Annotated in this window: 25 protein-coding genes and 1 pseudogene; 14 read left to right on the top strand and 12 right to left on the bottom strand. The window is 70.1% G+C overall.

The features are described from left to right. Positions 1 to 3 precede the first annotated feature (3 nt). Positions 4 to 684: a TIGR04283 family arsenosugar biosynthesis glycosyltransferase gene (locus DK368_RS15460; protein ID WP_193552302.1), complete on the top strand. Its 681-nt coding sequence runs from the start codon at positions 4 to 6 to the stop codon at positions 682 to 684. Continuing rightward, positions 681 to 1,277, top strand: a complete 597-nt coding sequence (locus DK368_RS15455) for a TIGR04282 family arsenosugar biosynthesis glycosyltransferase (protein ID WP_114394868.1) — start codon at positions 681 to 683, stop codon at positions 1,275 to 1,277. The genes DK368_RS15460 and DK368_RS15455 overlap by 4 nt, the downstream gene beginning before the upstream one ends. Positions 1,278 to 1,283: 6 nt before the next feature. Here DK368_RS15455 and moaB read toward each other — a convergent pair whose 3' ends face one another. The 3 genes from moaB to DK368_RS15440 form a co-directional block, all read right to left on the bottom strand. Then, complete coding sequence (gene moaB / locus DK368_RS15450) at positions 1,284 to 1,823, bottom strand: molybdenum cofactor biosynthesis protein B (RefSeq protein ID WP_114394867.1); 540 nt, start codon at positions 1,821 to 1,823, stop codon at positions 1,284 to 1,286. 160 nt (positions 1,824 to 1,983) lie between these two features. Continuing rightward, positions 1,984 to 2,922 carry a 4-(cytidine 5'-diphospho)-2-C-methyl-D-erythritol kinase gene (locus tag DK368_RS15445; RefSeq protein ID WP_114394866.1) on the bottom strand — a complete coding sequence of 313 codons (939 nt, stop codon included), beginning with the start codon at positions 2,920 to 2,922 and terminating at the stop codon, positions 1,984 to 1,986. A 124-nt stretch (positions 2,923 to 3,046) separates the two neighbouring features. Further along, on the bottom strand, positions 3,047 to 4,810 hold the full coding sequence (locus tag DK368_RS15440; protein ID WP_155524596.1) for a tetratricopeptide repeat protein: 1,764 nt from the start codon (positions 4,808 to 4,810) through the stop codon (positions 3,047 to 3,049). A 288-nt stretch (positions 4,811 to 5,098) separates the two neighbouring features. Between DK368_RS15440 and DK368_RS15435 the strand changes: the two genes are divergently transcribed. Then, positions 5,099 to 6,784 carry a methyl-accepting chemotaxis protein gene (locus DK368_RS15435; RefSeq protein WP_162306054.1) on the top strand — a complete coding sequence of 562 codons (1,686 nt, stop codon included), beginning with the start codon at positions 5,099 to 5,101 and terminating at the stop codon, positions 6,782 to 6,784. Positions 6,785 to 6,993: 209 nt separating this feature from the next. Here DK368_RS15435 and DK368_RS15430 read toward each other — a convergent pair whose 3' ends face one another. Together DK368_RS15430 and DK368_RS15425 are read right to left on the bottom strand one after the other, a co-directional pair. Further along, positions 6,994 to 7,857 carry a hypothetical protein gene (locus tag DK368_RS15430; protein WP_155524595.1) on the bottom strand — a complete coding sequence of 288 codons (864 nt, stop codon included), beginning with the start codon at positions 7,855 to 7,857 and terminating at the stop codon, positions 6,994 to 6,996. A gap of 216 nt (positions 7,858 to 8,073) precedes the next feature. Next, positions 8,074 to 9,735 carry an electron transfer flavoprotein-ubiquinone oxidoreductase gene (locus DK368_RS15425; protein WP_114394862.1) on the bottom strand — a complete coding sequence of 554 codons (1,662 nt, stop codon included), beginning with the start codon at positions 9,733 to 9,735 and terminating at the stop codon, positions 8,074 to 8,076. Between the two features lie 119 nt (positions 9,736 to 9,854). Between DK368_RS15425 and DK368_RS15420 the strand changes: the two genes are divergently transcribed. The 5 genes from DK368_RS15420 (at position 9,855) to DK368_RS15400 (ending at position 14,633) form a co-directional block, all read left to right on the top strand. Then, positions 9,855 to 10,751, top strand: a complete 897-nt coding sequence (locus DK368_RS15420) for a uracil-DNA glycosylase (RefSeq protein ID WP_114394861.1) — start codon at positions 9,855 to 9,857, stop codon at positions 10,749 to 10,751. Positions 10,752 to 10,918: 167 nt separating this feature from the next. Then, the gene (locus DK368_RS15415) at positions 10,919 to 11,428 is read left to right on the top strand and encodes a MarR family winged helix-turn-helix transcriptional regulator (RefSeq protein WP_114394860.1); all 510 of its coding nucleotides are present in this window, start codon (positions 10,919 to 10,921) and stop codon (positions 11,426 to 11,428) included. A gap of 3 nt (positions 11,429 to 11,431) precedes the next feature. Further along, the gene (locus DK368_RS15410) at positions 11,432 to 13,504 is read left to right on the top strand and encodes an FUSC family protein (protein WP_114394859.1); all 2,073 of its coding nucleotides are present in this window, start codon (positions 11,432 to 11,434) and stop codon (positions 13,502 to 13,504) included. Next, positions 13,501 to 13,776: a DUF1656 domain-containing protein gene (locus tag DK368_RS15405; RefSeq protein WP_114394858.1), complete on the top strand. Its 276-nt coding sequence runs from the start codon at positions 13,501 to 13,503 to the stop codon at positions 13,774 to 13,776. The genes DK368_RS15410 and DK368_RS15405 overlap by 4 nt, the downstream gene beginning before the upstream one ends. Further along, positions 13,773 to 14,633: an efflux RND transporter periplasmic adaptor subunit gene (locus tag DK368_RS15400; RefSeq protein WP_114394857.1), complete on the top strand. Its 861-nt coding sequence runs from the start codon at positions 13,773 to 13,775 to the stop codon at positions 14,631 to 14,633. The genes DK368_RS15405 and DK368_RS15400 overlap by 4 nt, the downstream gene beginning before the upstream one ends. A 106-nt stretch (positions 14,634 to 14,739) precedes the next feature. Here DK368_RS15400 and gfa read toward each other — a convergent pair whose 3' ends face one another. Both gfa and DK368_RS15390 read right to left on the bottom strand, forming a co-directional pair. Further along, the gene (gene gfa / locus DK368_RS15395) at positions 14,740 to 15,348 is read right to left on the bottom strand and encodes an S-(hydroxymethyl)glutathione synthase (protein ID WP_114394856.1); all 609 of its coding nucleotides are present in this window, start codon (positions 15,346 to 15,348) and stop codon (positions 14,740 to 14,742) included. Between the two features lie 311 nt (positions 15,349 to 15,659). Continuing rightward, positions 15,660 to 16,346 (bottom strand): fumarylacetoacetate hydrolase family protein, encoded by a 687-nt coding sequence (locus DK368_RS15390; protein ID WP_114394855.1) that lies wholly within the window; start codon positions 16,344 to 16,346, stop codon positions 15,660 to 15,662. 266 nt (positions 16,347 to 16,612) lie between these two features. Here DK368_RS15390 and DK368_RS15385 point away from each other — a divergent pair, with 266 nt between their 5' ends. Continuing rightward, entirely contained in the window at positions 16,613 to 17,299 is a 687-nt protein-coding gene (locus tag DK368_RS15385; protein WP_162306053.1) for a sensor histidine kinase, read from the top strand. Between the two features lie 39 nt (positions 17,300 to 17,338). On the opposite strand, the gene DK368_RS15380 is transcribed toward DK368_RS15385, so the two are convergent. From DK368_RS15380 to DK368_RS15370, 3 genes are all read right to left on the bottom strand, one after another. Next, positions 17,339 to 18,415 (bottom strand): PA0069 family radical SAM protein, encoded by a 1,077-nt coding sequence (locus DK368_RS15380; protein WP_114394853.1) that lies wholly within the window; start codon positions 18,413 to 18,415, stop codon positions 17,339 to 17,341. 90 nt (positions 18,416 to 18,505) lie between these two features. After that, positions 18,506 to 19,399: a 5'-nucleotidase, lipoprotein e(P4) family gene (locus tag DK368_RS15375; protein WP_114394852.1), complete on the bottom strand. Its 894-nt coding sequence runs from the start codon at positions 19,397 to 19,399 to the stop codon at positions 18,506 to 18,508. Between the two features lie 77 nt (positions 19,400 to 19,476). Continuing rightward, positions 19,477 to 20,373 carry a LysR substrate-binding domain-containing protein gene (locus tag DK368_RS15370; RefSeq protein WP_114394851.1) on the bottom strand — a complete coding sequence of 299 codons (897 nt, stop codon included), beginning with the start codon at positions 20,371 to 20,373 and terminating at the stop codon, positions 19,477 to 19,479. A 139-nt stretch (positions 20,374 to 20,512) separates the two neighbouring features. Here DK368_RS15370 and DK368_RS15365 point away from each other — a divergent pair, with 139 nt between their 5' ends. Next, entirely contained in the window at positions 20,513 to 21,532 is a 1,020-nt protein-coding gene (locus DK368_RS15365; RefSeq protein WP_114394850.1) for a YeiH family protein, read from the top strand. Between the two features lie 44 nt (positions 21,533 to 21,576). Here the strand turns inward: DK368_RS15365 and hemN are convergent, their stop codons facing one another. Together hemN and DK368_RS15355 are read right to left on the bottom strand one after the other, a co-directional pair. Further along, on the bottom strand, positions 21,577 to 22,929 hold the full coding sequence (hemN, locus tag DK368_RS15360; RefSeq protein WP_114394849.1) for an oxygen-independent coproporphyrinogen III oxidase: 1,353 nt from the start codon (positions 22,927 to 22,929) through the stop codon (positions 21,577 to 21,579). 103 nt (positions 22,930 to 23,032) lie between these two features. Beyond that, positions 23,033 to 23,227: a hypothetical protein gene (locus tag DK368_RS15355; protein ID WP_114394894.1), complete on the bottom strand. Its 195-nt coding sequence runs from the start codon at positions 23,225 to 23,227 to the stop codon at positions 23,033 to 23,035. Between the two features lie 103 nt (positions 23,228 to 23,330). On the opposite strand from DK368_RS15355, the gene DK368_RS15350 reads away from it, so the two are divergent. The 4 genes and pseudogenes from DK368_RS15350 to DK368_RS15330 all read left to right on the top strand — a co-directional run bounded on the left by DK368_RS15350 (position 23,331) and on the right by DK368_RS15330 (position 26,822). Continuing rightward, positions 23,331 to 23,969 (top strand): ribonuclease HII, encoded by a 639-nt coding sequence (locus DK368_RS15350; protein ID WP_114394848.1) that lies wholly within the window; start codon positions 23,331 to 23,333, stop codon positions 23,967 to 23,969. Positions 23,970 to 24,066: 97 nt separating this feature from the next. Further along, positions 24,067 to 25,158, top strand: coding sequence for a site-specific DNA-methyltransferase (locus tag DK368_RS15345; protein WP_114394847.1), 1,092 nt, complete (start codon positions 24,067 to 24,069; stop codon positions 25,156 to 25,158). 77 nt (positions 25,159 to 25,235) lie between these two features. Continuing rightward, positions 25,236 to 25,436: pseudogene (locus DK368_RS22105) on the top strand (transposase); the annotation flags it as partial. 1,002 nt (positions 25,437 to 26,438) lie between these two features. Then, entirely contained in the window at positions 26,439 to 26,822 is a 384-nt protein-coding gene (locus DK368_RS15330) for a UrcA family protein (protein ID WP_114394845.1), read from the top strand. Positions 26,823 to 26,935: the final 113 nt, after the last annotated feature.

The following is a 26,935-nucleotide window of genomic DNA, read 5'->3' as shown; positions in this document are numbered from 1 at the left end:
GCCGTGCAGCCCCGCCTGTCCGTCATCATCCCGGCCCTCGATGCCGCCGGCACCCTGCCGGCGACGCTGGACGCACTGTCGGCCTGGACGGGCGGGCTGGATCTGATCCTGGTCGATGGCGGCTCCAGCGACGGCACCGTGCGCCTGGCCACGGGCCACGGCGCCCGGGTGCTGCGCACCGGGCGCGGGCGCGGCCTGCAACTGGCGGCCGGGGCGGCGGCGGCCACCGGCGACTGGCTGCTGCTGCTGCATGCCGACACGGTGCCGGCCCCCGGCTGGGACGGGGCCGTGGCCGGCTTCCTCGACGACCCGGACAACCGGGAGCGGGCCGGTTACTTCCGCTTCGCCCTGGACGATGCCTCGCCCCCGGCCCGCCGGCTGGAACGGCTGGTGGCCTGGCGCTGCCGCACCCTGGCCCTGCCCTATGGCGACCAGGGGCTGCTGCTGTCGCGGTCGCTGTACCGGGCCGTCGGCGGCGTGCGCCCGCTGCCGCTGATGGAGGATGTGGATCTGGTCCGCCGGCTGGGCCGCCCCCGTCTGGTGCCGCTTGCCGCCGCCGCCGTCACCTCGGCGGAGAAGTGGCGGCGCGACGGCTGGTGGCGGCGCTCCGCCCGCAACCTGCTGTGCCTGTCCCTCTGGTATGCCGGGGTGCCGCCCCGGCTGATCCGCCGGGTGTATGGATGAACAGACCGACCCTGATCGTGCTGGCCAAGGCCCCGATGCTGGGCCGCGTCAAGCGCCGGCTGGCCCGCGGCCTGGGGGAGGCGCAGGCCCTGCGCTTCTACCGTGCCTGCCTGGCCGGCACCCTGCGCCGCCTGGGCGGCGATCCGCGCTGGGACCGGGTGCTGGCCGTGGCCCCGGACCGGCTGGCCCGGCGCCCCGCCTGGCCGGCCGGCTGGACCCGCGGCTGGCGGCTGGCGGCCCAGGGTGATGGCGATCTCGGCCGGCTCATGCTGCGCCAGCTGGCGGCGGCGGACGGTCCCTGCGTGCTGATCGGCGGCGACATTCCCGGCATCACCCCGGCCCAGATCGCCCGTGCCCTGGCGGCCCTGCGCCGGGCCGACGCCGTGTTCGGCCCGTCCGCCGATGGCGGCTACTGGCTGATCGGGCTGAAGCGCCCGCCCCGCCGCCTGGATCTGCTGGACGGCGTGCGCTGGTCCAGCCCGCACGCCCTGGCCGACAGCATGCGCATCCTCGGCCTGCACAGCATCCTCACTGACCGTCTGGCCGATGTGGACGAGGCGGCGGATTACCGGGCCTGGATCCGGGGGCGCTGAGGGGCCTCACCCCTTCAGATGCTCCTGCAGCCGCGGCATCATCTCGACCAGATTGCAGGGGCGGTGGCGGTTGTCCAGCTGCCACTTCAGGATCAGGTCCCAGCCGTCGCGGCAGGCGCTGGGGCTGCCCGGCAGGGCGAACAGATAGGTGCCGCCGGCCACGCCGCCGGTGGCGCGGGATTGCAGGCAGCTGGTGCCGATCTTCTCGTAGGAGAGCATGCGGAACAGCTCGCCGAAGCCGTCGATCTTCTTCTCGAACAGGCTCTCGAAGGCTTCCGGCGTCACGTCGCGGCCGGTCACCCCGGTGCCGCCGGTGGAGATGACCACATCCACCGCCGGATCGGCGATCCAGCGGCGCAGGCACTCGACGATGGCGCGGACATCGTCCTTGACGATGGCCCGGCCGGCCAGCACATGCCCGGCCTCGGTCAGCCGCTCCACCAGCGTATCGCCGGACTTGTCGCTGGCCAGGTCGCGGGTGTCCGACACCGTCAGCACGGCGATGTTCACGGGCAGGAAGGGGCGGGTTTCATCGATACGGGCCATGGGTCGCTTTCCCTGACAGGGGCCATCGGCGAAGGGGCGCCCACAGTGCCGCAGAAGGCGCGCGCGCGCCAGACGGCAATCCGGGCTGTGTCCGCGGCAGCGCCGGCGCGGCCGGAGCCGCAGAAGGCGGGCGGGCGCCAGACGGCAAAGGTGCCGCCCCTCACACCGTCAGGCGGTGCACATCCGCCACGAACGGCGCCGCCGCCACCCACCAGCCTGGATGCTCCGCCCCCAGCCGCCCCGCCGCCGCCTCGGCCTCGGCCAGGGAGGCGAACAGGCCGAAGCAGGTGGCGCCGCTGCCGGACATGCGGGCCAGACGGCAGCCGGGAGCCGCCGCCAGCGCGTCCACCACCTCCCCCACCACCGGTGCCAGCGCCAGGGCCGGCGGCATCAGGTCATTGTGCCGCTCCCGCAGCATTGCGGTCAGGTCGGCCCCGTCGCGCGGCGCCCGCTCCAGCCGCCCCGCCGCGCGCCAGCCGCCCTGGCGGGCCTGGAACACGGCGCGCGTGTTCAGGCCGACACCCGGATTGACCAGCAGCACGGCCAGATCGGCGGGCAGCGCCGGCGCCGGCTCCACCACCTCCCCCGCCCCGGCGAAATAGGCGGTGCGGCCGAACAGGCAGACCGGCACATCGGCCCCCAGGGTCGGCGCCACCTGCAGCGGCCGCGGATCATCGGCGGCCAGCCCCCACAGCAGGGCCAGGGCGCGCAGCGTCGCCGCTGCGTCGGCCGAGCCGCCGCCGATGCCGCCGGCCACCGGCAGGCGCTTGTCCAGGGTGATGGCCACATGGGGATCGCGGCCCAGGGCTGCCGCCAGCCCGCGGGCGGCGCGGGCCACCAGATTGCCCGCCGGGTCCTCGGCCAGCAGCAGCGCCGCGAACGGCCCGGTGATCTCCAGGCTGAACCCGTCCGCCGGCCGGACGCTGAGGATGTCGTGGATGCCGGCGAAGGCCACCAGACTGTCCAGCAGGTGATAGCCGTCGGGCCGCCGGCCCAGCACATGCAGGTAGAGGTTCAGCTTGGCGGGCGCAGCCACGCGCACCGTATCCGCGGCAGGCTCGGACGGCGTGGCAGGAGCGGATAAGATGGTGGACGGCATGAGGAGCCCTCTTGCAGCGGAACCGGGCAGCGGACCTGGTCAACGAAGCCGGGCGTCCTTCTAGCGCACGCCGCCCCGCCCGGTCACGGCTCTCCGCCACAGATCCCGCCGCGCGCGGATGCCGTCAGCGCGGTGTCCCGGCCTCCGCCGCCGGGGCGGTGCTGGCCGCGGTCTTGTCCTGGGGCAGCCCGTTCTTCAGCTTTTCCTCGGCCTTGCCGCGCAGCTTGGCGTCGTCCTGGGCCAGCTGGACGGCACGGCGCCATTGGAACCGGGCCTCGGGCTTGCGCCCCACCGCCCAATAGACATCGCCCAGATGGTCGTTGATGGCGGGGTCGGCCGGGCTCAGCTGCACGGCCTTCTCCAGCTGCTCCACGGCGCCGGTCAGGTCCCCGGTCCGGTACAGCACCCAGCCCAGGCTGTCGACGATCTGCCCATTGTCGGGCAGCTGCGCCACCGCCCGCTCGATCAGCACCTTGGCTTCCGGCAGGTTCAGGTTGCGGTCCACATAGCTGTAGCCGAGATAGTTCAGCAGTTGCGGCTCGTCCGGACGCCGTTGCAGCGCCGCCTTCAGGTCGGCCTCCGCCTCGGGCCAGCGCCCGGCGGCCTCCAGCGCCATGCCGCGGGCGAAGAACAGGACCCAGTCCTTGGCCTCCGCCCCGCCGGCGCGGGCGATGGCCTTGGTATAGACGTCGATGGCGGCCTGATCCTTGTCGGCGGCCCGGTACAGGTCGCCCAGGCGCACCAGCGCGTCCGTCCGGTCCGGGCGTTCGGCCGCCATGGCCTGGAGCAGTTTCACCGCCTCGTCGTTGCGGTCCAGCCGGCGCAGGGCGTCGGCTTCGCGCAGCCGGGCGGCCCAGCCCGCGGCACCGCTGCCGCCGATGGTCCGGTATTCGACCAGGGCCTGCTCATGGCGCTGCCGGGCGGCCAGCACATCGCCGATCATCAGCCGCGCCAGCGGCTGCTCCGCCCGCAGAAACAGCGAGATGCGGCCATAGAGCAGCGACATTTCGTGCCGGCTGTCCTGTTGCAGGGCCGAGGCGAACTGGAACAGGGATTCGGCCAGCCCGTCGCGGGCCGTCGCCACCAGGGGCTTGGACTTGCCACCGCCGCGCAGGCGCGTCAGCGCCTCCTCGATGTGCAGGTTGCCGGGATTGTCGGCAGCGAACGCCTCATAGAGTCGGCGGGCCTGATCGGGATGGCCGGTGCGTTCCTGGAAATTGCCGGCCAGCTGCACCACACGCAGGGGCGCGCCCCCCTCCAGCGCCTTGTCATAGGCCGTGGCGGCCTCCTCCGTCCGGCCGGCCTGATCGGCCATCAGGGCCAGCTGCAACTGGGCCAGGGCCGTCAGTCCGGGCGCCTCCAGCAGGGGCTGCAACCGCGCCTTGGCCATGTCGGGCTTGCCGCCGGCCATTTCGACCCAGGCCGCCATCAGCGGCACCATGTACTGGGCCAGCGGGTCGCCCGGCTTCTTGGCCAGACGCGCCCGCGCAGCATCGATGCGGCCAGCCCCCAGATCCTCGGACACCAGCAGGGCCATGGCCGGCAGGCTGTTCAGCTCCAGCCGCTCCATGGCGCGGGCCAGGGTCAGCGCCTGCGGGATGTTCCCTTCCCCCAGATTCAGCAGGAAGGCCTGGGTCAGCAGCGCCTTGTTGTCGGGATCGGCGGCCAGGGCCGCCGTCAGGCTGCTGGCGGCCCGGCCCCAATCGCCGGCGCCGCGGGCCACCCGGCCGCTGAGATAGGCCGCCAGCGGGCTTTCCCTGGACGGGGCGGCCTTGGCCGGCCGGGTCTGGCCGTCCGGCCCGTCCGCGGCGACGCCCGGACCAGCCCCCAGCGACAGCAGCAGCGCCAGCACGACTGCGCCCGCCCGCTCCCCACGACCCGCCATCATCACCGTCCGCCTGCCAGAACCATAGGGGGCAGCCTACGCGGGAAGGACGTGGCGGTTCAATAGCGCCGGCAGCGGCGCCGGCAGGAGCGCCGGCAGCGTGGACCGGGCACAGCACCGAGACAAACGAAAGATCGTTTCTCATAAAAAGAAATCAAATGATTCAATTACGCCACTTTAAATCAAAGATCCCAATCCAAAGGACAAAGTTGAGTGGAAACGCCTTTTGGTCATCTTTTTGTTTCACATGAGACGTGATTAAAAATGCCAGTCCGTCACTGGGGGTCCATCATGAATCTTTCAAATCTCAATATTTCAACCCGCATCCTCGGCATCCTCGGCCTGCTGAGCCTGATGGTCATTGCCGTCGCGGTGTACGCCACCAGCAAACTGATCGACGTGGATGACCGCTATTCCAGCCTGCTGGACCGGGAAGCCGCTGGCACGGTGGAGATCGCCCGCGCCAACCGGACCATCATCGCCATCGGCCGCCAGACCTACAAGCTGATCGCCCAGACCGATGAGGCGCGGATGGAGTCGGCGCGTCAGGCCGTCGACAGCAACACCAAGGTGGCGCGTGAGACCTATGCCAAGGTGCGCGAGCTGCTGCCGCAATATACCGCGAAGATCGACGGGCTCGAAGCCCGCTTCAACGAGGTCATGCGCCATTATGACGAGATCAAGCCGCTGGCCACAGCCAACCGCAACGAAGAGGCGCTGGCGATCCTCAATGCCAGCTTCGATCCCAAGCTGGATGCGCTGCGTGACGACAACATCAAACTCACCGAGGAAGTCCGCCAGAACATGTTGAAGGCGTCGGATGAGGCGACCGCCATCTCCAATTCCACGAGCACCCTGGTCTTCATCGTGACCGGCGTCGGCCTGCTGCTCTGCGGTGGCATCGCGCTCTTTGTCTCCACCGCCACCATCACCGGCCCGATCAATGCCGTGACCACGGCCATGGGCAAGGTGGCCGGCGGTGACCTCAACACCACCGTTCCGGGCCTGGGCCGCGGTGACGAGATCGGCAAGCTGGCCGCGGCGCTGGAGACCTTCAAGGCCAACGCCCTGCGCACACGCGAAATGGAAGAGGAGGCCAAGCGGGCCGAACTGCGGGCCGAGGAGGAGCGCAAGCAGGCGCTGCATGCCCTGGCCGACAGCTTCGAAAGCAGCGTCATGGGCGTGGTGGCCCAGGTGGCGTCCGCCGCGACCGAATTGAACGCCAATGCCCAGAGCCTGTCCTCCGCCGCCGAGCAGACCCGCAGCCAGAGCGGCATCGTCTCCGCCGCGACCGAGCAGACCAGCGCCAATGTGCAGACCGTCGCCGCCTCGGCCGAGGAGATGACCAGCTCCATCGGTGAGATCACCCGTCAGGTCGGCAGCTCCGCCACCATCGCCCGCGCCGCCGCCGAGCGGGCCGACGGCACCAACAAGACCATCCAGACCCTGGCGACCGAGGCGGACGCCATCGGCGCCGTCATCAAGCTGATCGCGGAAATCGCCAGCCAGACCAACCTGCTGGCGCTGAACGCCACCATCGAGGCGGCGCGGGCCGGGGACGCCGGCAAGGGCTTCGCCGTGGTGGCGTCGGAGGTGAAGTCCCTGGCCAGCCAGACGGCCAAGGCAACGGAGGACATCTCCACCCGTATCGCCGGCATCCAGCAGGCCACCAACAACGCCGTGTCGGCCACGCTGGAGATCACCCGCACCATCGGTGAGATCAACCAGATCGCCTCCGCCATCGCCGCCGCCGTGGAGGAGCAGGACGCCGCCACCCGCGAGATCGCCCGCAACGTGCAGCAGGCGGCCCTGGGCACGCAGGAGATCAGCAACAACATCAGCGGGGTCGAGCAGACGGCCCAGAGCACCAGCATGGCCGCCGGCAATGTACTGGAAGCCTCCGGCGGCCTGTCGCGGGAAGCGGAAACCCTGCGGCTGGAGGTGGAGAACTTCCTGCGCCGCGTGCGCGCCGGCTGATCCCGCGGGACCCCCAGGACGGACAACGACCCTGGACAGAGCCCCTCAGCCCCCCTGACAGGACGAAGGCCGCCGGACCCCCCGGCGGCCTTCTGGCGCAAACAGGCAGAGGCCGGGGGCAGCAGCGGCCCCGGTCAGCCCGTCACCGCCGCGGCGGCCCGCCGGGGCATGCGGCGGACGGCCATGGCATCACTGTGCCTTGCATGGCATCACTGTGCATTGAAGGTACAATTGACGGTTCCCTGATTGGCGTTGGGCCGCGCGGTGAACACCGTCGCTCTTGGCGCTGCGGCACCGGTATTGGTCCAGTCGACATTGATGTCGAAGGCACAGGAACAGGATGGCTTCGTGTCATCCGATCCATCGACAAACGCGATGAAGCGATAGGCCCAGCTTGCCCTTTCGTTCTGCGCCTCGGCCTTGGTCGATCCCGTCTTGGTCTGGTCGGTATTGTCCCACCACATGGTGGTGGTGCCGAACGTGCTGATCAGCGATGTCGCCGAATTCACCAGCTGATAGTTGTCCCCGCCATACAGCTGGTCTCCGCCCCGCTGTGCATCGATATCGGGAAATGTCTCGTCCGGATCATTTTCGACAAAGACATCGAGATCGGCAAATCTGTACTCATCGGAGACCGACGTCGAGTTGATGTTGGGATTGGGCTGCTTGCTGCCGTTCGATATGATCCGCTCCTGCAGCACCTGTCCGGTCACGCATTGCTCCGCCATGCTGTTCTGGGCAAGTGTGGCCACGATCGCAAACCCGGTCCGTTGCCAGGGACCTTCATAGTCGTTGCTCTGGCTGTCTTTTTTTGTCTCCGTCACCAGCGAATTCGGGCCGATCGGACATGTCCAGGCATAGGTCGTCTTCCCGCCACAGGTCGTTCCCTGGGCTGGCGACCTCGTACATTCAGGAAAGTTATAGGCTCCATTATTCGAGCAGATTTGGTAGGTGCCACCGGCATTCCGCCAGTTCACCGTCATGCCGGTACAGCCGCAATCGGCCTGCGCCAAGGCCGGCAGCAAACTGATCCCCGCGACAAGAAAGAAACCAGACCGCATCGCCGCCTCCATCTTTGCGCGTTCACGACATCGCAAACACCACCCTAGCGCGCATTGCGCGCCACAGCAACGAAAGATGGGGCGCAGGGCATAGCGCCCCGACAAATTACAGGTTGTGGATGCGGCAGAAGCCGCACGCGGCCATCCGGGCGCAGCCCCGGACGGGGGGGTTGTCCCATCCAGGGGCTGGTCGGGCCGCTCTCGGGGCCGCCCGACCGGCTGTGACCGTCACATGTTCGGGTAGTTCGGTCCCCCGCCGCCCTCGGGCACGGTCCAGACGATGTTCTGCAGCGGGTCCTTGATGTCGCACGTCTTGCAGTGGACACAGTTCTGGGCGTTGATGACGAAACGCGGATTGTTGCCGCCCTCGTCCCGCACCACCTCGTACACCCCGGCCGGGCAGTAGCGCTGGGCCGGCTCGTCATAGAGCGGCAGGTTGTGGCTGATGGGGATGGCCGGGTCCTTCAGCTTCAGATGGCTGGGCTGGTCCTCCTCATGGTTGGTGCTCGACAGGAACACCGAGGACAGCCGGTCGAAGCTGATGACGCCGTCGGGCTTGGGATAGGCGATCTTCGGCGCCTGCGCGGCCGGGACCAGGCTTTCATTGTCCGGCTTCTTGTGGTGCAGCGTATAGGGCAGCAGCTTGCCCAGCCCCAGCTCGTGCAGCCACATCTGGATGCCACCATGCAGGTTGCCCAGCGCCAGCCCCAGCTTCAGGCCGGGCTTGACGTTGCGCACCTTGTACAGATCCTCATGCACCCAGCTGGTCTTCCAGGCGGCCTCGTAATTGTCCAGCGTGTCGCCCGCCTCGGCCCCGTGCTTCAGCCGGGCGAAGGCCGCCTCGGCCGCCAGCATGCCGGTCTTCATGGCGTTGTGGGTGCCCTTGATGCGCGGCACATTGACGAAGCCGGCGGAACAGCCGATCAGCGCCCCGCCGGGGAAGACCAGCTTCGGCACCGATTGCAGCCCGCCCTCGTTGATGGCGCGGGCGCCATAGGCCAGGCGCTTGCCGCCCTCCAGATATCTGCGGATCAGCGGGTGCTGCTTGAAGCGCTGGAACTCCTCGAACGGGCTGAGATGCGGGTTCCAATAGTCCAGATTGACCACGAAGCCGATGGAAACCTGGTTGTCCTCCAGATGGTACATCCAGGACCCGCCGGCGGTCTTGCTGTCCAGGGGCCAGCCCTGGGTGTGCATGACCAGACCGGCCTTGTGCTTCTCCGGTTCGATCTGCCACAGCTCCTTGATGCCGAGACCGTATTTCTGCGGATCGACGCCCTCGCGCAGCCCGAACGTCTCCATCAGCTGCTTCGACAGGTTGCCGCGCACCCCTTCGGCGAAGAAGGTGTACTTGCCGTGCAGCTCCATGCCCGGGGTGAAACGGTCGGTGGGCTGGCCATCCTTGCCGATGCCCATGTCGCCGGTGGCCACGCCCTTGACGCTGCCATCGGCGTCGAACAGCACCTCGGCAGCGGCGAAGCCGGGATAGATCTCGACCCCCAGCTCCTCGGCCTGGCCGGCCAGCCAGCGGCAGAGATTGCCCAGGCTGATGGCGTAATTGCCGTCATTGTGCATCAGCGGCGGCAACAGCCTGTTGGGAATGCGGGTGCTGCCCGTGTCGGACAGCAGATAGAAGCGATCGTCGATGACCGGGGTGTTAAGCGGCGCGCCCTTTTCCTTCCAGTCCGGGATCAGTTCATTCAGGGCGCGGGGATCCAGCACATTGCCGGACAGGATGTGCGCCCCGACCTCGGACCCCTTCTCGATGACGCAGACGCTGACGTCGTGGCCCTGTTCGGCCGACAGCTGCTTCAGCCGGATCGCCGCGGACAGGCCCGAAGGCCCGGCGCCGACGATCACGACGTCGTATTCCATGAATTCGCGTTCCATTCCCCGCATCCACTTCTTCTGTGGCCGGCACGCGGGCGACCTTCAGCCGCCGCCCCTGATTTTCGTACCGGCGATTCAGGCGTGTAAGACAGCATAGGCAAATGGTAGAAGCAAACACCATGAATGCCGTACTCGAGAGTGTCGCCGCCCTGCGCTTCCTCATGGATCTGGGCTGTGACGAGGCTGTAGGCGACACCCCGACCGACTGGACGGCGGTGGCGGCCCGTGCGCGGGCGGCTGCGGCCGGTCGCGCGGCCCCCGGCCGTGACCCGCTCATGCCGTCCCGCCCGCCGGGTCCGGCCGCGGCGACAGCGCCCCAGACCGGCCAGAACCGGCGGCCAGCCCCCGCCGCGGCCCCGGCCTCCCACGAATCGGCACCCGTGCTGGGAGCGGCCGAGGCCGGTCAGTCCGCCCGCGAGGCCGCCGGCGCGGCCCAGTCTCTGGACGCCCTGAAACAGGCCCTGGCCGCGTTCGAGGGCTGCCCACTGAAGCGCACGGCCACCAGCCTGGTCTTCGCCGACGGCCGGCCCGACGCCCGGCTCATGCTGGTGGGCGAGGCGCCGGGGGAGCAGGAGGACCGGCAGGGCCTGCCCTTCGTCGGCCCGGCCGGGCACCTGCTGGACCGCATGCTGGCCGCCATCGGCCTGGACCGCCACGCCGACGATCCCGCCCGTGCCGTCTACATCTCCAACATGCTGCCCTGGCGTCCGCCGGGCAACCGCAGCCCCACCGACATGGAGATCGCGGCCTGCCTGCCCTTCATGCAGCGCCATATCGCGCTGAAGCGGCCGGACATACTGGTTTTTCTAGGTGGCATCAGCGCCAAAACGCTGCTGAACCAGTCGGAAGGCATCACCCGGCTGCGCGGGCGCTGGTTCGACTATGCCTCCCCAGGGCTGGAGCGGCCCATTCCGGCGCTGGCCATGCTGCATCCGGCCTATCTGCTGCGTAACCCCGTGGCCAAGCGCGAGGCCTGGCGCGACTGGCTGGCCCTGCGCCAGAAGCTGGACGCCTGAGCCGCAGACCTCACCCCCTCCGCCCCCCGCGCCGACCCGCGCCGAAACCCGCATCGCTGCCCTGCGGCGGCAGGGGGGACGGGCTGACCCGCCATTTCTGCAAGTGACAACCGGCCCGGGCCGGACCAGATAGTCTGCTCATTGGTAGCATCCTAATAAATAGGATCATGACGGACTTCCCGCTCCCCCCCGGCCGCTTCGGCCGCCAGCTGATCCTGGTCGCCAGGGCCTGGCGCCGCGCCGTCGACGTCGCCCTGTCGAACCATGGGCTGTCGGAGGCAACGGCCCTGCCGCTGCTGACCCTGTCGCACCATCATCCCGACGGCATGCGCCAGGGCACCCTGGCCACGGAGATGGAGATCGAGGGACCGTCGCTGGTGCGGCTGCTGGACCGGCTGGAGCAGGAAGGGCTGGTGGAGCGCCGCTGCGCCCCCGACGACCGCCGGGCCAAGACCATCCATCTGACGGCGCAGGGTCTGGCCATGGTCGCGCGCATCGATGAGGCCCTGGCCGATGTGCGCGCCCGTGCCCTTGACGGCATCCCCGCCGCCGACCTTATGGCCACCGCGGCTGTTATCGCCCGTATCGGCCAGTCCCTGGCCGGACCGGACCGGACGGGCCAGCCCCCGGCCGACCCCATCGGACAGTCCCCGGCCGGGGCGAGCAAGGATCGCTGATCCATGAGCCGGCTTCTTCCCAGCGGCGAGGAACTGCTGTTCTCGCTCAAGGCCTTCACCGCCGGCATGCTGGCGCTGTGGATCGCCCTGATGCTGGACCTGCAGCGCCCCTACTGGGCGCTGGCCACGGTCTATATCGTCATGCAGCCGCTGACCGGCACCCTGCGATCGAAAGCCTCCTACCGCGCCGTCGGCACCCTGCTGGGGGCCATCGCCACCGTGGTGCTGATCCCGAACCTCGCCTCGGCTCCGGAACTGCTGGTGCTGGCCATGGCCGGCTGGACCGGGCTCTGCCTGTTCATTTCGCTGCTGGACCGCACGCCGCGCGGCTATGCCTTCATGCTGGCGGGCTACAGCGCCGCCCTGATCGGCTTTCCCGCCGTCACCGATCCCGCCAGCATCTTCGACACCGCCCTGTCCCGGGTGGAGGAGATCACGCTGGGCGTCTGCTGTGCCGCCCTGGTGGGCAGTCTCGCCTTTCCCCGTCCCTTTGGCCCCGTGCTGGCCGGACGGGTGGAGAACTGGCTGAACGACGCCAGCCGCTGGAGCCGGGATGCGCTGGCCGGGCTGGCCGATGCCGCCGTGGCCGGCCGCGACCGCCGCAAGCTGGCGGCCGACGCCGCCGAGATCGACGCGCTGGCCACCCATCTGGATTTCGACACCTCCGCCCTGCGCGGCGCCACGGCGGTGGTCCGCCGGCTGCGGCGGCAGATGGTCATGCTGATGCCGGTGCTGTCCTCCGTGGCCGACCGTGTCGCCGCCCTGTCGCGGGAGGAGGGCGGGCTGCCGCCCGATCTCCAGGCGCTGCTGGCCGACATGGATGGCTGGATCGCCGCCGGCGCCCCGGCGGAGCGGGCGCCCGATCTGCGCCGCCGCATCGCCGCCCTCAGCCCGCCCGCCGACGCGCATCTGGACTGGACCGGGGTGCTGACCGTCAGCCTGCTGCACCGGCTGGGCGAGACGGTCTCGCTCTGGCAGTCCTGCCGCGCCCTGCAGGCCGCCCTGGTCGATGGTCGCGCCGACCAGGCGGAGGAGACGGGCACCCGGCACCAGGTGGCGGAAACGCGGCATGTGGATTACGGCATGGCCCTGTGGTCGGCGCTGGCCGCCGCGCTGACCGTCATCGCCTGCTGCGTCATCTGGATCGGGACCGAATGGCAGGAAGGGGCCATCGCCACCCAGATGGCGGCCGTGGCCTGCTGCTTCTTCGCCGCCCAGGACAATCCGGTCCCGGCCATCGTCTCCTTCACCATCGCCAACGGGCTGGGCGTCGTGGCCGCCATGGTCTATGCCCTGTTCGTGTTCCCCTTCATCGACGGTTTCGCGCTGCTGGTCCTGGCCTTCTCCCCGGCACTGCTGATCACCGGCATCGCCATGACCCGCCCGGCCCTCTATGGCCGTTTCCTGCCCATCGCCGTCGGCATGCCGACAATGCTGAACCTGCAGGACCGGGTCTATGTCCCGGACATCGCCAGCCTGTCCAACAGCGGTCTGGCCATGGTGCTGGGCATGGGGCTGGCCGGTCTCATCACCGCCCTGGTCCGCTCCGTCGGAGCCGAATGGAGCGCCCGCCGTCTGCTGCGCGCCGGCTGGCGCGAACTGGCCGACGCCGCCCGCCACGGGGCCAGCGTGCGGCCGCAGACCCTGTCCGCCCATATGCTGGACCGGCTGGCCCTGCTGGTGCCCCGGCTGGGCACGGTGGCCCCCGGCGCCGATCTGGCCGCGGTCGACGCGCTGTCCGACCTGCGCGTGGGCTTGAATCTGGCCGATCTGCGCCGCCGCCGGCGCTATCTCGGCGGCGCTGCCTTGCAGTCGGTGGACACGGTGCTGGACCTGACCGCCGCCCATTTCCACGCCCAGGCCCGCCGCAGGGGGCCGCTGCCGGCCCCGGCGGCCCTGCTGGACCGGATCGATGCGGCCCTGGCCGATGTGGCCGCGGCGCCGCCGACGCGGCAGACGCGCCGGCTGCTGCTGGCGCTGGCCGGTCTACGCCGCGGCCTGTTCCCGGACAGCAGCCAGCAGCGCCCCCTGTTTCCCCCCTCCCCCCTGCCGTCCCCCGAGGAGATGCCCGCATGAGCGGTGATGTCGATCTTCTGGGCGTGTTCCTGCCGCCGCTGCTGGTGGCGGCCCTGCCCGCCCTGTTCCTCACCGGCCTGCTGCGCCGGCTGCTGCGGCGGGCCGACCTCTACCGCTTCGTCTGGCACCAGCCCCTGTTCGATTTCGCGCTGCTGGTGCTGATGCTGGGCTTCAGCGCCGCCGCCCTCTCCCATCTCGCGGGCTTTGCCGGCCCGTCGCTCGCCCCCGCCACCCTGCTGTCCTCCACCCTGTCGCCGATGGCCGTGCCATGAAGTTCCCCGGTTTTGCCCGTATCCTCCTCACCCTGGCCGTCTGTGCCGCCGCCGTCCTGGTCGGCCGCCAGCTCTGGCTCTACTACATGGATGCGCCCTGGACGCGCGACGGACGCCTGCGCGTCGACGTGGTCGGCGTCGCCCCCGACGTCTCCGGGCTGGTGGACGAGGTGCTGGTGCGTGACAACCAGGTGGTCCATGCCGGCGACCTGCTGTTCCGCATCGACCGCCAGCGCTTCACCCTGGCGCTGAAGCAGGCGGAGGCGGCGGTGGCCAACCGGCAGGCGGCGCTGGACGTGGCCCGGCGCGATGTCGCCCGCTACCATCATCTCGACGAGTCCGCCGTGTCGCGGCAGAAGGTCGACCAGGTGGAGGCCGAAGCCCGTCAGGCCGAGGCGGCGCTGGACCAGGCCATCGCCGACCGCGACCTTGCCCGCCTCGAGCTGGCCCGGTCGGAGGTGCGGACCCCGGTGGACGGCATCATCACCAATTTCAGCCTCAACCCCGGCGACTATGCCAGGGCCGGATCGGCCGTGGCGGCGCTGGTGAAGACCACCTCGCTGCACGCCGTCGGCTATTTCGAGGAGACCAAGCTGCACCATATCCGCATCGGCGCCCCGGTGACGCTGCACCTGATGGGCGAGGAGGTGGCGCTGAAGGGCCATGTGGAGAGCATCGCCGCCGGCATCGAGGACCGCGAGCGCCAGGCCAGCAACGACCTGCTGCCCAATGTCAACCCCACCTTCAGCTGGGTGCGGCTGGCCCAGCGCATCCCGGTGCGCATCGCCCTGGACGGCCCGCCGCCCGACCTGCGTCTGGTGGCCGGCCGCACGGTGACCGTGCGCATCGACCCCTGAGGGCCGGCCCGCCCGTCCGGGCTGGCATGTGCCTCCCGGACGGGCGGAGCGAAGCGACCGGAAGCGGAGCGGAGCGACCGGAACAGGCCGAGCGGCGGGGACCGGATCAGGCCGCCAGCACGCCCCGGCTCTTGGCCGTATGGGAGGCGATCAGGTCCATCAGCGGCGGCGACAGGCAGTCATAGGGTTCCAGCCCCAGATCGTGCAGCCGGACCCGCACATCCTTCATCCGGTCCGGCGGGAAGCCGGATTCGATGATGGAGGAGACGAAGGCGGCGAATTCCGGGGCGCTCCAGCCGTCCTGGTCCGACAGCTCCGTATGCACGAAGTCCAGCCCATAGAAGGGATGCGCCGTGTTCTCGATGCGACCGAACATGTGGACGCCGCAGCCGGTGCAGGCATGGCGCTGGATGGCGGCGGCGGGGTCCACCACCTGCAGCTTCTCGGCATGGGCCGTCACCCGCACATGGTCCCGCGGCACCACGGCGATCATGGAGAAGGTGGCGCCGGACGGCTTCCAGCATTTGGTGCAGCCGCAGACATGGTTGTGGGCGGTGTTACCGCTGATGGTCACCTCCACCCGGTCCTGCGCGCAGTGGCAATGCAGCGTGCCGCCGGCGAAATCCGACCGCCCCGGCTTGACCCCGCCATCGACGGCGGGGTGGATATGGATATCGCTGGCCGACCTGCCGTCGGCATGCTGGTGCAAGACCATGTGCGTCCTCCCTGTTGTGTATTCGGCCTGTCTGAAGTTGGGCCTGGTCTGAGGTTGGCCGTGTGCGTGCGGCTGGTGAGTGCCGCCGGCTGGTCCCGTCTCAGAGCATGGTCGACCGCAGGGGGCAGGCAGGGCGGTAACACCCGAACCCGCCTGCTCCGCGGCCATTGTCGGGGTCTTCCCGGCTGTCGGAGCCTTTCCGGCCCTTCTGGACAACGACGGTAACAGGGGACCTATCGGGCCGCCATGGGCCGATGGTACTATTCCGGCCTGTGGCGGCCGGGCCGGCCGCCACAGGCCTTCGACACGGGTCAGACCACCCGGTTGCGCAGGCGCCCGACGCCGGCGATGGAGGCCTCAATCACGTCGCCCGCCACCACCGCGCCGACGCCGGCCGGGGTGCCGGTGAAGATCAGGTCGCCCGGCTGCAGCACGAACAGACGGGACAGGTGGGCGATGATTTCGGCCACAGACCAGATCATGTCGCCGAGATCGCCCTGCTGGCGCAGGGTCCCGTTGACCGACAGGGCGATGGCGCCGGTGGCCGGATGCCCGATCTCCGTCACCGGACGCAAGGGCGACACCGGGGCGGAATGGTCGAAGCCCTTGCCCACGTCCCAGGGATGGCCCTTGGCCTTGGCCTGGCCCTGCAGGTCGCGCCGGGTCAGGTCGTTGCCGACGCCATAGCCCCAGACCAGATCCAGCGCCTTCTCCACGGCCACATCGCGGCCCGTGGCGCCGATGGCGGCCACCAGCTCCACCTCATGGTGCAGGTTGGCGGTCCCCGGCGGATAGGGGATGTCCGCCCCGTCCGGCATGACGGCGTCGGCCGGCTTCATGAAGAAGAAGGGCGGCTCCCGCACGGGGTCGGCCCCCATCTCGCGGGCATGGTCGGCATAGTTGCGGCCAACGCAGTAGATCCGGCGCACCGGAAACCGTCCATCCCCACCGGCCACGGCAAGGCTCGGCTGGTCCGGTGCGGCAATGACGAAGCCCATGATGCTTCCCTCGTTAACGAATAGGCCGGGGCCAGCAAAGCCCATCCGCACCGGCGCGGCAAGACGGCTGGTGATCGCATCCGCGTGATCGTCGGGGATACCGCGCCGCCGCCGCCCTGAACCCTCTGGTAGGACATCCATCCGGACCCCGGACCCGCGGCGCGCGCTGTGGCATCACTGACCGGCACGGAGGCCGGCCGCACCGGTTGCGATCGTCTGCCTATGCGGAGGGAGTTCAGATGGGGAAGGCCGGGCAGTCTGTCTTGGTGGCACAGGGTCCGGAGGCCGGGCCCGACGATCCGGACATCCTGCGGGCGGAAATCGATCATCTCCGGCGGGAACTGGCCCGGAAGGACCTGCTGCTGCGGGCGGCCCTGCACCGGGCGCGCAGCACATCGGGGTCGATCACCAGCCTGATCAGCCTGCAGATGCGGGAAATGCGCGATCCGGCCGTGCGCGCCGCGCTGGAGCTGACGCGCAGCCGCATCGCCGCCATGGGCCGGGCCCACCGGCTGGTGTCGGACTCCGGCGACGGCAAGTCGCTGGATCTCGGCCGCCTGCTGCGGGATCTGGTGGGGGCCCTGGCCGAGGCGCTGGAGGCGGCGGAACGGCGCATCGCCATCCAGGTCACGACCGATGCGCCGGACATCCTCACCAGCGCGGCCATCCCGCTGGCCCTCATCGCCAACGAGCTGATCGGCAACGCCCTGCGCTACGCCTTCCGCGACCGGCGCAGCGGGCGCGTCCAGGTGGCGCTGCGCGTGGATGGCGGGCGCCTGACCCTGTCGGTGCGTGACGATGGCATCGGCATTTCCGACAAGACCCTGGCCCTCGGCAGCAGCGGCCTGTTCCTGGTGCGGTCCCTGGCCGCCGACCTGGGGGCCCGCCTCGACATCCTCCGCGACGAGGGCACGCTGATCACCCTGACCATGGCCGCCGACCGCGCCGTCTGATCCCGGCCGGACGCCGGTGCCTGCCGCCATCGGCATCCGTCAGAACAGGGCCATCTGCTCCCCCGGTTCCGGCGGCGGGCGGAAGCGGCTGCAATCCAGATCCCAGCCGCGGGCGGCGTAGCCCAGTCGCTTGCAGGCCAGATGGAAGCGGGCCCGCAACATCTCGGCATAGGGGCCGGTCCCCTTCATCCGCGTGCCCCATTGCGCGCGGTAGAGCGCGCCGTCGCGGCTCTGCCGCACCAGGCTCAGCACCCGCTCGGCCCGGTCGGGATAATGGGTGCGCAGCCATTCCGTGAACAGGTCGGCGATCTCCAGCGGCAGCCGCAGCAGGATATAGGCGGCCCGGCTGGCCCCGGCCGCCGCCGCCGCCTCCAGGATGGCCTCCAGCTCCTGGTCGTTCAGGGCCGGGATCATGGGGCTGGCCAGCACGGCCACCCGCACCCCCGCCGCCGTCAGCGCCCGGATGGTTTCCAGCCGCCGCGGCGGGGTCGCGGCCCGCGGTTCCATGCGCCGGGCCAGATCCCGGTCCAGGCTGGTGATGCTGACCGCCACATGGGCCAGCCCCTCCGCCGCCATCGGCGCCAGGATGTCCAGGTCGCGCAGGACCAGGGCTGATTTGGTGACGATGCTGACGGGCTGCCTGAAGTCGCGGCAGACCTCCAGCACCGACCGGGTGATGCGCTCCTCCCGCTCGGCGGGCTGATAGGGGTCGGTGTTGGCCCCCAGGGCCAGCGGCCGGCAGACATAGGTCCGCGACCGCAGTTCCCGCGCCAGCAGGGCGGCGGCGTCGCGCTTGGCGAACAGCCGCGTCTCGAAATCCAGCCCCGGCGACAGGCCGAGATAGGCGTGGCTCGGCCGGGCGAAGCAATAGATGCAGGCGTGCTCGCAGCCGCGATAGGGATTGACCGACTGGTCGAAGGGGATGTCGGGACTGTCGTTGCGGGCGATGATGCGGCGGGCCGTGTCCGTCTGCACCGTGGTGCGCACCGCAGCCTGCAGGTCGGCATGGTCGCTCCAGCCGTCATCGACCAGCACCCGACGCTCCCGCTCATAGCGGGAGCTGTCGTTGCTGATGGCCCCCCGCCCCTTCAGCGCCTGTCGCCGCAGCTCGTCCATGGCCACAGACTAACGGGCGGCGGACAAGAACACAACAGGAACAGAATGGCTGGAGGCTCCGGGCCGGTCCCTGGCGCCGGTCCCGCCGTCTCAGGGACGCAGGGCGCGTGTCGCCGGCTCGGGCAGGGCGTCCAGCCAGGCGCCGTAGCTGGGGTTGGGAATGACGATCCAGCGGGTCCGCCACAGATCCTCATGCGCGGCGGCCAGGCGCTGGCGCTCCTCCGGCCCCTGGCTGCGGGTCACCGGCATGAAGTCGCTGAACTGGTCGCCCACCGACATGACGATGCGGTGGGTGCTGGCCACTGTCTCACGCCGGCTGGCCTTCTCGCTGGGCCAGTCCTTCTTCTGGCCCTTCAGCATCAGGTCGGCCGGATCGACCGGACCCAGGCCGGCGCTGCGCAGATTGGCCAGCGTATCGGCCTGCTGCGGGCAGGCCTCCCCCGGCTGGGCGGCACGCGGACGGCACTCGCGGTTGGTGATGAAGACCACGCGCACCTTGCGCCGGCGCAGCTCGGCCACGAAATCCACGGCGCCCGGCATGGCCTTGGCCGCCCGCTCACCGACCCATTTGTCCCAGGAGTCCAGGTTGAAGGCGCGCTCGCCGGCCAGGATGGCGCGGGCCTGGGCCGGGCTGTTGTCCAGCACCGTCTCATCCACGTCGAAGATCACGGCCGGGGGCTTGCCGGCGCCGCCATCGGCCTGTTCCAGCGCCGCCGAGCCCGGCTCGTCAAGGGCGGCCGGCAGCCGCAGGGCCGCCAGGGCAAAGGATTGCCGCGACAACCGCTGCATCTCCTCCGACACCTGCATGAACAAGGTGGCGTTCAGGCGCGGATCGTTTGCGGGCGCGGCTTGCTCGGCGACCGGTGCGGCGGCCACCGGCGGCGCCGTCCGCACGGTATCGGCGGAACCGGAACTGGGGAGCAGGGCCAGAACGGCGGCGGCGGACGCGGCACCGCCGACCAGGACGGAACGGAACAGGGACATGGCTTTCAACGGTCAGTGACGGGAATAAGGGGCGACCATGCCCCTTTTGCTCAGGCCCCGTCCATGCCCATGGCGTCTCAGCCCGACCAGGGCGCCGCCTTGAGCAGCCGGATCATGGCCTCCGCCGCCTGGGTCCGGTGCCGCTCGCGGTGGGTCAGCAGCACGAAGCGCCGCAGCGGCAGGGCCGGCCCCACCACACGCAGCCGCCCCTCGGTCACCAGCGGTTCCACCACATGGATGGACAGGGCCGCCGCCCCGGCGCCGGCGGCCACGGCGGCACAGACCGCCTCGTTGGAGGGCAGTTCCAGCAGCACCCGCAGCGTCTCCGGCTCCTGGCCCAGCCCGCGCAGCGCCTGGACGAAGGCGGAGCGGGTGCCCGACCCCGGCTCGCGCATGACCCAGTCGGTGCCGCCCAGGTCGCGGGGCCGGGCCGGGTTGGGTTCGGCCGCCCAGGGATGGCCCGGGGCCACCACGATGACCAGCCGGTCGTCTGCCACCGGCAGAGCCTGCAGGGCTGGATCATCCACCTCCCCCTCCACCAGACCCAGATCGGCGCTGCCGTCATGCACGGCGCGGGCGATGGCGCTGGTGTTGCCCACGGTCAGCGACAGCGCGATGCCGGGATGCTGCTGGCGGAAGCGCACCAGCAGCCGCGGCAGCCAATAGCTGGCCACGGTCTGGCTGGCCCCCAGGGTCAGCCGGCCAAGCCGCAGCCCGGCCAGATCGGCCAGCAGCCGTTCCGCCCGGTCCACCCGGGCCAGCACCGCCTCCGCCTCGGCCTTGAACAGGCGTCCGGCCTCGGTCAGCGCCACCCGCCGCCCGACCCGGTGCAGCAGGGTCACGGCATGGCGGGCCTCCAGCGCCCGGATGGCCGCACTGACCGCGGACTGGGTCAGGTTCAACGCCTCGGCGGCGCGGGTCACATGCTCGCGCTCGGCCACGGCCAGGAAGATGCGCAACTGCTCCAGCGTCATGCTCGATCCGCGGCCATGCCGGTCCGGGGGGGCCGGACAATCATTCGATTTCTCCGATCATAACCACAAAAACGATGCGTTGGATTGCTGAATTGCCACAGCGCAGGGTGGCGCCGGTTCCGTCACCCCGAAGCATCTCATGCCGATCACATCCTCCCGTCCACTCGTCACCGGCCTTGCCCTTGCCCTGGCCGTCTCCGCCACAGCCCTTCTGCTTCAGCAGGCCCAGCAGGCCCTGGCCGGCCGGGTCTGGCTGGACGGGCTGGTGCTGGCCATCCTGGTCGGGACCCTGCTGCGCAGCGCCCGGCCCGGCCTGCGTGCCCATGGCGCCGGCATCCATTTCGCCGCCAAGCTGCCGCTGGAACTGGCCATCATCCTGCTGGGCGCCACGCTGGACACCCAGGCCCTGCTGGCGGTCGGGCCGGGGTTGCTGGGCGGCATCGCCATGCTGGTGGCCCTGTCGCTGCTGACCAGCTACGGCATCGGGCGCACGCTGGGGCTGGGCCACCGGCTGGCCCTGCTGGTGGCCTGCGGCAATTCCATCTGCGGCAACACCGCCATCGCCGCCGCCGCCCCCGTGGTCGGGGCCCGGGACAGGGAGACGACGGCGGCCCTGGCCTTCACCGCCGTGCTGGGCGTGGGCGCCGTGCTGCTGCTGCCGTTGAGTCAAGGCCCGCTGGTGTCCAGCCCCAGCCAGTACGGGGTGCTGGCCGGCCTCACCGTCTACGCCGTGCCGCAGGTGCTGGCGGCCACGGCGGCGGCCGGCGCCGTCAGCCTGCATCTGGGCACGCTGGTGAAGCTGGTGCGGGTCATGCTGCTGGGGCCGGTGCTGCTGGGGCTCAGCCTGCTGGGCAGCCTGGGCGGCGGGCCGCGCCGGCGCGTGGACGCGCCGCGCACGGCGCTGCTGCCCTGGTTCATCCTGGGATTCGCCGCCACCGCGGCTCTGCGCGCCGCCGGTCTGGTCCCGGCGGCGGCGGCGGAGCTGGCCGGGCTGGGCAGCCATGGCCTGACCCTGCTGGCCATGGCCGGGCTGGGCCTGAGCGTCGATCTGCGCACCCTGGCCGCCGCCGGCGGGCGGGTGGTCCTGGCCGCCAGCCTGTCGCTGCTGGCCCTGCTGGGGTTCAGCCTGGGGCTGATCGCGCTCTTGCACCTGCCCTGACGGAGACGGGGGAACCGGGGCGCAGGCCCCGGCCGCGCGGCCGCTCAGATCGCCTTGCTGTGCCGCCCGCCCTCGGGGTCGAGATAGGCGTCGAACAGGGCAGCCACGCTGCGGACAAGCGGCCGGGCCGCCTCGCGCACCTGGATGTGGGTGCCCCGCACCTCCACCAGCCCGTCCGCCACCAGCCGTTCCAGCTCCGCCGCCGCCGGCAGCACCAGGGCGCTGTCCAGCCCGTAGCGGCCCGCCACCGCGGCCACATCCACCTCGAACCGGCACATGACCCGCTCGATCAGCTCGGCCCGCAGCCGGTCCTCGACGCTGACGGCGAAGCCGCGGCCCACGGCCAGCCCGGTCTGCTCCACGGCCTTCAGATAGCCGGGCACGGGCACCACATTGGCGACGAAGCCCTGCGGCAGCCGCCCGATGGCCGAGGCGCCCAGCCCGATCAGCGCATCGGCCCCGTCGGTGGTGTAGCCCTGGAAGTTCCGGCGCAGCGTGCCGGTGCGGGCGGCGATGGCGATGGCGTCGTCAGGGCGGGCGAAATGGTCCATGCCGATCCGCACATAGCCGGCAGCCAGCAGCGCCTCCTCGATGGCCACAAGCTGGCGCAGCCGCTCGTCGGCATCGGGCAGGTCCACCTCCTCGATGCGGCCCTGATGGGCCTTGAAGCCGGGCATATGGGCATAGCCGAACACCGACAGCCGGTCCGGCCGCAGGGCGACCGCCTTCTCCACCGTATCCAGGCAGCTGGCCACGCTCTGGCGCGGCAGGCCGTAGATCAGGTCGAGATTGATGCCGCGCACGCCGGCGGCCCGCAGGCCCTGCACGGCCGCCGCCGTCTGTTCCGGCGGCTGGATGCGGTTGATGGCGGCCTGCACCGCCGGATCGAAGCTCTGCACCCCCAGCGAGGCGCGGGTGATGCCCCCCGCCGCCAGCACGGCCGGCATGGCGGCGGTCAGGGTGCGCGGGTCGATCTCGATGGCCAGTTCGGCATCGTCGGCGAAGCGGAAGCGCTGGCGCAGCCCGTCCATCAGCGCGGTGAAGGCGTCCGCCGGCATCAGCGTCGGGGTGCCGCCGCCGAAATGCAGATGCGTCACCCGCGGCCCGTCCGGCAGCAGCCCGGCCACCGTCTCGGCCTCCCGCGTCAGCCCGGCCAGATAGTGGCGGATCGGCTCGTCCTGGCGGACGATGGTGGTGTGGCAGCCGCAATACCAGCACATGGAACGGCAGAAGGGCACATGCAGATAGAGCGACAGGGTCGCCGTCGGCTCCAGCCCGGCCAGCCAGCCGCGATAGGTCTCGTTGGTCACCGCCGCGGAGAAATGCGGCGACGGCGGATAGCTGGTGTAACGGGGGACGCGCTGGCCGCGGTACTTGGCGACGAGGTCCGGATGCATGCTCTCACTCCTTGCGACGGGCGGGAGGATGCGTCGGTTGCCGAACAATCGCTTTGATCTGGCGCAATCCGCCGACCGATCGGCTGACAGGTCAGCCAGCGGGTCAGGCCGCCTGCTGCTGCGCCCGGTCTCCCAGCCTGGTGCAGGGAAGGGCCATGTCGCCCGCCCACTCCACACTGTAATCATCCTCGCCCAGACGGGCCGTGAAGCCGGGGCCGGGCAGATGGACATGGGGTGGATTGTGGTCCTGGGGGAACAGGCAGAGCGAACAGTTGCTGAAACGCCTGAGCGTCGGCACCACCCGCCTCTTACTTGTATAAGTATTTCTACATATAAATCAAAGGATGCAGATCCCACAATCCCCTTGCCGCCGGCCGGCCGCTGGGGCAAACCCCTGCCCCATGCCCGATCTCTCCCATGAACACCGTCTCGGCCATGCCTCCACCGCCCTTGTCTGCGGGGTGGACGAGGCCGGGCGCGGTCCGCTGGCCGGCCCGGTGGTGGCCGCGGCCGTGATCCTGCCCACCGGAACCGGCATTCCCGCCTGGTGCGCCGGCATCGACGACAGCAAGGCGCTGAAGCCGGCCCGGCGCGACGCGCTGTTCGACACCATCACCGCCAACGCCCTGGCCTATGGCATCGGCAGCGCCAGCGTGGCGGAGATCGACGAGATCAACATCCTCCAGGCCACCTTCCTGGCCATGCGCCGGGCGGTGGAGGCGCTGGGTCCGGCCCGGATGGTGCCGGCCGTGGCGCTGGTCGACGGCAACCAGCGCCCGCCCTTGCCGGTGGCGCGGGTGGAATGCCTGGTGGAGGGCGACGCGCTCAGCCTGTCCATCGCCGCGGCCAGCATCCTGGCCAAAGTGACCAGGGACAAGATCATGGGGGAACTGGCGGCCCGATACCCCGGATATGGGTGGGAGCGTAATGCCGGCTATGGCACCGCCCAGCATCGCGAGGCCATCCGGCGGCTTGGTGTTACGCCGGAACATCGGCGTTCTTTTGCGCCCATTTCGCAACAGCTTTCCCTAAGCGTCTGACTCCTCTGACTCTTCGCTTGAACTTTGCCGTTGACGGCGAGTCCGGCTCGACTCATTGTCGCTCCGATTCGCCCCCCGATTCGATGGCAAAAACACCATGGCCGAGACCCTTGCGACCAACCGTATCCTTGTCGGCGACTGCGTCCAGCTGATGCGCGATCTGCCGGCCGGCTCGGTCGACATGGTCTTCGCCGACCCGCCCTACAATCTCCAGCTCAACGGCGATCTGATGCGCCCCAACCACACCCGCGTGGACGGTGTGGACGAGGAGTGGGACCGGTTCCAGGATTTTCCGACCTATGACCGTTTCACCCGTGACTGGCTGGCCGCCGCCCGCCACACGCTGAAGGATGACGGCACGCTCTGGGTCATCGGCAGCTACCACAACATCTTCCGCGTCGGCAGCATCCTGCAGGATCTGGGGTTCTGGGTCCTCAACGACATCATCTGGCGCAAGTCGAACCCCATGCCCAACTTCAAGGGCCGCCGCTTCGCCAATGCGCACGAGACCATGATCTGGTGCAGCAAGTCGAAGGACGCCAAGTACTACTTCGCCTACGAGGCCATGAAGGCCCTGAACGAGGATCTGCAGATGCGCAGCGACTGGACGCTGCCGCTCTGCACCGGGGCCGAACGTCTGCGCGACGAGACCGGGCAGAAGGCCCACCCGACGCAGAAGCCGGAGGCGCTGCTCTACCGCGTCATCATGTCCTCCACCCGTCCGGGCGATCTGGTGCTGGACCCCTTCTTCGGCACCGGCACCACCGGCGCCGTGGCCAAGCGGCTGCAGCGCCGCTGGATCGGGCTGGAGCGTGAGCACCAGTACGCCCGCATCGCCAACGAGCGCATCGCCCAGGTGGAGCCGGTGGCCGAGCCGGACCTGCTGGAGGTGCCGTCGAAGCGCGCCCAACCGCGCGTGCCCTTCGGCAATCTGGTGGAGCGCGGCTATCTCCAGCCCGGCACCATGCTGTTCGACCAGCGCCGCCGCATCATCGCCAAGGTCCGGGCCGACGGCACGCTGGTGGCCCAGAACCACACGGGCGAGCACAAGGGCAGCATCCACCAGGTCGGCGCCGCCATGCAGGGCCTGCCGGCCTGCAACGGCTGGACCTTCTGGCACTTCCAGGAGGGTGGCCGCCTGGCCCCCATCGACGTGCTGCGCCAGAAGGTGCTGTCCGAGCGGCACTAGGGTCGAAACCCGCACAGCATGTTGAAATTGCGCTGAGAATGCGATTCCAAGGTGTTGATTAGGCCTTGGCGGAATGAATGCGGGAGAGTTGCTGGCTATCGGACGCGGCGTGGGCAGCGATTGAGCCGCACCTTCCCGAACACAGGTATTGTGCGCTGCGTGTTGATGACCGGCGCATCATCAGCGGGATCATCCACGTCCTGAAGAGCGGCTGCCGCTGGAAGGACTGTCCGCCAGAATATGGCTCCCCGACCACGGTTTACAATCGCTTCAACCGTGTGATCGCCACCCTCGCCGGCTATCTTGTTACCGGCAGGAGTGCAGCGATGCCGTTGGGACTGCTGGCCGGGGCAGGAACCGCTGTCATGTTGGCGGGAAAATTGATGGTCCGCGTTCAAGGCCGCTATTTTGCCGCCCGTGGTGCTGCCATTCGTGTTGCTGATACCGTGGCCATAGCTGTTGCTGTGTATTTTCTGCTCGATGCGCGGCCGTCCTGACCGGCCGCGGCACCGGCAGCCGCCGCCCCCCCCCCCCCCCCCCCCCCCCCGGGGGGGGGGGGGGGGGGGGGGGGGGGGTGGGGGGAGGGGTGGTGGTGGTTTGTGCGGCGGCGGCGGGGCGGGCCTGCGCGGCCGGGGTCCCGGCCGCCGCCCCCCCCCCCCCCCCGGCGCCTATGGACGATAGGGCTTCGCTTTACCTTTATCTTCACAGCGGCGGGTCGTGGCGGAGAGGGGACGGGAATCGTGGACTGGAGTGAGACTGCCCGGATCGATCTTCAGGCTGCCCGCGATCTGATTGCGGAAAGCCATCCCGGCGCCGCCCGGTCCCTGCGTCGCAGGGAAGTGGTACGGTGCCCGCGACGGGACGCCCCCTCCATTTCCAGAAATTATCACTAGAACAAAATAATATTATGCGCCAACCCAAATAGCGTCATCCCGCACAGGGTGAATCGCTGAACTCTTGTCATCGCCCTTACTGCCGTATACGCATCCGGCTGGGCTGAGTTTTTTTCTGCCATTTATCCGCGTTGCGGTTCATCCTGATCCGGCAAGAAAAGCCCCGGCCCGAGCGCCGCTGGGCGAAGGCTGCATAGCAGCCCGGGGCAACAAGCCCCACCTGTCCACCGCTTCTTCGCCGGCTGCCGTCCTGATGGCGGTCCGGGCGGCGGACCGATCGCGAGACCCGCGTCACCGGCACGACACCGACGTCCCGTGTGACGTGACACCAGATGAAACGCGGCGCCGGCCCGCGGGGATGGCGGCCGCCTTCCAGGGAGATGGACCATGCGCCCTCTGTTCGGCAGCGCCGTTCTGGCGCTCGCTCTGCTGTCCGCATCCGCTTCCGCCCAGACGCTCCCCGAGGTCGTCACCAGTGCGGGGCGTGACTACACCAACAGCACGGGTTTCCGACGGACTGTCGATATCCGCGACATCGATCCCTCCGCCCCGGATGCCCGGCGCCAGATTGTGCATCGGGTCCGCATGGCCGCCTGGGATGGATGCAGAGAGATCCACCGCGATGAACCACCGGCGCAGACCCTGGCGTCCTGTGGGATCTGCGTCCGGGCCAGCGTTGCCATGGTCCGCCCGCGGATCGACCGGCTTCTCGCCGATGCCAGCGCCGGCCGCCTGGCCGAAACGCAGGTGGCGCTGGTCGGGCAGCGCTGACCGGCAGCGAAGGGGGGCGCCGCCCGGCCGCGCCGTGCCGGCGGGACCTCCGGGGCGGTGCCGCGAAGACAGCCCCGGCGGGAACCCGCCGGGGCGTCGGTTCGGCCACAAGC

Source organism: Oleisolibacter albus (assembly GCF_003336875.1).
Taxonomy (GTDB): domain Bacteria; phylum Pseudomonadota; class Alphaproteobacteria; order Azospirillales; family Azospirillaceae; genus Niveispirillum; species Niveispirillum album.
This window is presented reverse-complemented; position numbering and strand designations above follow the sequence as displayed.